The organism is Streptomyces sp. NPDC054840 (assembly GCF_053611065.1).
This window is the reverse complement of sequence record NZ_JBSGZP010000625.1, coordinates 1-4,282: the sequence shown is the minus strand read 5'-3', so window position 1 is coordinate 4,282 and position 4,282 is coordinate 1. Positions and strand designations below refer to the sequence as shown.

The window sequence follows — 4,282 nt, the reverse complement described above, 5'->3', positions numbered from 1 at the left end:
GCATGCCCTCATCCCGGGCGATGCCCCTCGGAGCCCGGCATGTCCCCGGGCGCCGCCCGCCGGGCCCGAGAGCGGCGAGGGCCTTCGTGAGCGCGGCGGCGGCTCCCGGCTCACTCCTGTCGAGCCGTTCTCGCCGCCGGCGTTCGGTGGCGGTATCTACAGGGGGCCCTGAAGGTAGACCCTGGTGTGTGAGACCCGCGCGGAGGTCGCGGCGAAGGAGATGGAGCGTCGTTCGCTCTCCACGGACACCGTCAGACTCGTAGGCGAGCCGTCCTCCGTAATGCGAACTGCGCGTTCCGCCTCTGCGAGAAGACCTGCCACCCGCAGTTCGTTGACACCGGTGAACTCGATCCAGAAGCGCAGGGTGTTGTAGGCCTTCCGGGACCACTCCGGCTCGGGGTGCGGCGGTAGCTGCTGGGTCTCGAATCCGAAGGTGACCGATGTTCCGCGCTCGTCGATGTGGATGTAGAAGAAGTTACACGTGTCCAGGTCAGGTACGGGCGACTCGCCGTACAGTGCCTGAAGTTCCGGCCAGGTGATCATCTCGCTCCCTTTTCACACACGCTCGAAGAAGGTGTTCACGTACGGCGGCGGGATCATCGGTGGGAGCCTGTTCTCGAGCGGCCGGGTGAAATGGTGCCGACCGCTGTCGCCACCGTCCGCATCGCGCGTGAAGACGCTGAACCTTCCGACGAGGAGTGAGGCGTTCGACGTAAAGGAAACCGATACCCCAGGAGCTTCCAGGTCCACGGCGAGCCTGTGGTCCGGCAACGGTCGCAGCACGATGTCCGCCGTGACCGGAGGCCGCCATCCCTCCATCATGAAGTCCTGGATCATGGAGAACTGGATGTGGAACTGCATGGTGTCACCAGGTCCCCCGCTCCAGCGGTCGGGGAACCTCGGCAGGTCGATGCGCAAGGTCACGGTCGGGTCCCAGCCATCCAGGTGCACCGATCGCACGCGCACGCCTGTCAAGTCCGGGACTTGGTCGTAATACAGACCGAGATCCGCGTTTACGACGAATTCATTCCAAGTCATAGTAATAGTGTGGCTCCGTACCCTCGATAACACCGTTACGCGGATCCTCGCCCGGCCGGACGTGCACGTGCGGCGGCTGATATCCGGGTTCGCCCGGCTTCTGATGGCCGAACCAGTGGTCCTGGTAGATGACCGTGTCGCCGTTCGGAAGCTCGTACCACTCTTCTCTGTAGAAGATCATCTGTTTGTCCGGGCCTTGCAGCTGTCCGCCACCCTGCCATTCGGGTTTCGTCGCCTTCACCCAATCGCTTTCCCAGTAGGGTTCGAGGCCCTCGGGAACACCTGCCTCACGAAGCGCCAGCTCTCGAGTCTCCGCAAGGGTCCGACCCACCTTCGGCGGGCAGATGTCCGGCGCCAGCCCCAGAGTGTCCGACCACAGCAGGGGATTCGGGACGTACGTGGAGGCGTTCGGAGCGGGGCCGAGGCCGAGGGGATCGACCGACAGATAGCGGGCGGTCTCAGGGTCGTAGTAGCGGAAACAGTTGTAGTGCAGACCCGATTCGGGATCGAAGTACTGTCCGGGAAAGCGGAGGGGCGTGTAGGCGTGCGCGTCCGTGGGCCTCCTCTTCTGTGAACGCGTACAGCCAGCGAATCCCGCCGGACACGGCCGACATCACACCACCGGCGACATCGCCAGCACCGGCGGCATTCGCATCGGCAACGTCGGTAAGCGGAACCAGCAGGGCAGCGCGGCGGAACTCGCCCACCAGACGCCCTGGATCCCCCCGACCTGCACGGTATGCCGATATCTCTGCGGTCAGTCCCACGACGTCGCGTCCCCTCCCCATGATGGACACGCAAAAGAAGTAACAGTAACTCGGCCAGCTCATCGGCCTGATGTCAGGCCGTCGCCGACGCGTGTGGCAGCATCGCGGGCATGATCACGGACGAGGCGAGGGTGACGCTGCTCCGCAGGGCCGCGGTGAACAACGCCGCGTGGTGCGACGCGGTGTGTCGTGCGCACGGGCTGGCGCCGAGGTACGACGGCGAGCAGGTCTGGTTCAGTGCGCGGCGGACTCCACCGATGTATCCCGATGCCGTGACCCTGGAACCGGCCGTGCCGGCGGGGAGCGTGGTCCGGGGCGTCGACACGGCCACCGGCGGCTGTTCGGTGAAGGACAGCTTCGCCGACCTGGACCTGGCCGGGGCGGGCTTCGAGGTGCTGTTCGAGGCGCAGTGGATCCATCGCCCCGCCGGGGCGCCGCTCCCCGAGGCGGACGGGGAAGCGGCCGGGCTGGAGTGGTCCGAGGTCACGGGCGCCGAGGAACTGGCGGCCTGGGAGGCCGGCTTGAACGGCGACGAAAGCGTCGAGGGCGACGGGCTGTTCCGGCCCGCCCTGCTCGGCGAGGGAATCGTCTTCCTGGCCGGTCGGACCGGGGGCAGGATCGTCGCCGGGGCCGTCGCGAGCACCGGCGGTGGCGTGGTCGGTGTGTCCAACCTGTTCGGGGCCGCTTGGGCGGGTGTGCTCGGTGCGGTCTCCGCCCGGTGGCCGGAGCTGGACGTGGTCGGCTACGAGCACGGGGAGGACCTGGAGGCGGCGGTCCGGGGCGGCTTCGCCGCGATCGGTCCGCTCCGGGTCTGGCTTTTTGCTCACTGATCAACTTCGCGGGCGTCGCCCCCGGCGCCCTGCCGCTCGACTCCGTCCGGCGGAGCCTGCGCACGCCTTAGCCCGTTTCCAGGTCCAGCCGTGGCACGTCGGTGCGTTCGATGCCGAAGGCCTGGGCGTACAGCGACAGTTCGGCCTCCAGCGCGCGGATCATGGTGTCGGCCCGCCGGAAGCCGTGGCCCTCGCCGTCGAAGGTCACGTACGCGTGCGGCACCGGCCGGCCGCGCAGGGCGTCGATCAGCCGTTCCGCCTGGGCCGGCGGGCAGACCGGGTCCTGCAGTCCCTGGAGGAGGACGAACGGCGCCGTGATCCCGTCGGCACGGGCCACCGGGGAACGCTCGCGGTTGAGTACGGCCAGGGTCTGCGGCGGCCCGGCCAGGCTCTCGACGTAACGGGATTCCAGGTCGTGGGTCTCCCCGGCGAAGCCCAGCAGGTCCAGCACCGGGTAGAGGATGGCGGCACACGCGTACAGGTCGGTGGCGGCCAGCGAGGCCGCCGCGGTCCAGCCGCCCGCGCTGCCGCCGCGGATGGCGAGCCGGGCGGGGTCGGCGGTGCCCTCGGCGGCCAGCAGGCGGGCGACCGCCGCGCAGTCCTCCACGTCCACCACGCCCCACTGCTCGCGCAGCCGCTCGCGGTAGGCGCGGCCGTAGCCGGTGGAACCGCCGTAGTTCACCTCCACCACGCCGATGCCGCGCGAGGTGAAGTAGGCGATCTGCAGGTCGAGTACGGGCGGGACGTGGTCGGTGGGTCCGCCGTGCGCCCAGACCACGTACGGGGGCAGTTCGTCGGCGGCGGCCCGGCAGGCCGGGTGGTGCGGCGGGTAGACGTACGCGTGGACCTGGCGGTTGTCGGGGCCGGGGAAGGTGCGGCTCTGCGGCTCGGGATAGTAGGCCGGGTCCACCGGGTCCGGGCGCTGCGCGCCGACCGCCCGGGCGTGTCCGGTGGCCGTGTCCAGCTCGACCACCTGGTACGCGCTGCGCGGGCTGGCGGCGACCCCGTAGACCCGGGTGCCGTGCACGGCGAGGGTCGGCTGCCAGGCGGTCCACGGCCCGGCGGCGTCCACCAGGTCGCCGCTCTCCGGGTCGAGGATGCCGAGCACCGAGGAGCCCTGCCCGTGCAGGACGGCGACGAGCCCGGCCCCCGAGCCCGCCGTGTACGGGGTGTCTCCGGGAAGCGGTGCGAGCCAGCGCAGCCCCGGCTTCCACAGCGGGCCGCCGAACTCCTCCTCCCGCGGGCAGAGGTTGATCGCCCAGCCGGTCCGCGGATCCACGCTGTACGGGTTCCACCAGCCGCCGCGGTCGCTGACCGCGAGGAGGTTGCCCTCAGCCGTCCACTCGACCTGGGCGACGGCCTCGTCGGGGCCGCCGAGTACGGTCCGGGCATCGGCGAGCTCCCCGCCGCCGGTGACCTCGGCGACCCGCAGCTCGGTACCGTCCCACGGCATCCGGGGGTGGTCCCACACGAGCCAGGCGGCGCGCCGGCCGTCCGGGGAGAGCCGGGGCCCGGTGGTGAACCGGTACCGGTCGTGCGTCAGTTCCCGCACGGCGCCGCGGTTCCCGGCCGCCGAGCCGTCCAGCGGCACGGCGGCCAGCACCCGGCGCACGTCGGTCGGGGCGGGCCCGGTGAACTCCTCCAGTA

General features: G+C 70.3%; 5 protein-coding genes and 1 pseudogene. 1 reads left to right on the top strand and 5 read right to left on the bottom strand.

Annotation, left to right across the window (positions count from 1 at the left end; all coding sequences use genetic code 11):
- Positions 1–156: 156 nt before the first annotated feature.
- From ACWGIU_RS30990 to ACWGIU_RS30975, 4 genes and pseudogenes are all read right to left on the bottom strand, one after another.
- Entirely contained in the window at positions 157–543 is a 387-nt protein-coding gene (locus tag ACWGIU_RS30990; RefSeq protein ID WP_453711379.1) for an Imm50 family immunity protein, read from the bottom strand.
- Between the two features lie 12 nt (positions 544–555).
- A complete protein-coding gene (locus tag ACWGIU_RS30985) occupies positions 556–1,038 on the bottom strand; it encodes a hypothetical protein (RefSeq protein ID WP_453711377.1) in 483 nt (160 codons plus the stop codon).
- A complete protein-coding gene (locus ACWGIU_RS30980; protein ID WP_453711375.1) occupies positions 1,025–1,279 on the bottom strand; it encodes an HNH/endonuclease VII fold putative polymorphic toxin in 255 nt (84 codons plus the stop codon). The genes ACWGIU_RS30985 and ACWGIU_RS30980 overlap by 14 nt, the downstream gene beginning before the upstream one ends.
- A gap of 95 nt (positions 1,280–1,374) precedes the next feature.
- Positions 1,375–1,591: pseudogene (locus ACWGIU_RS30975) on the bottom strand (RHS repeat-associated core domain-containing protein); the annotation flags it as partial.
- A gap of 324 nt (positions 1,592–1,915) precedes the next feature.
- On the opposite strand from ACWGIU_RS30975, the gene ACWGIU_RS30970 reads away from it, so the two are divergent.
- Complete coding sequence (locus ACWGIU_RS30970; protein WP_453711373.1) at positions 1,916–2,635, top strand: hypothetical protein; 720 nt, start codon at positions 1,916–1,918, stop codon at positions 2,633–2,635.
- Between the two features lie 67 nt (positions 2,636–2,702).
- On the opposite strand, the gene ACWGIU_RS30965 is transcribed toward ACWGIU_RS30970, so the two are convergent.
- Positions 2,703–4,282 (bottom strand): prolyl oligopeptidase family serine peptidase (locus ACWGIU_RS30965; protein ID WP_453711371.1); only part of this gene is annotated, 1,580 nt, incomplete at its 5' end.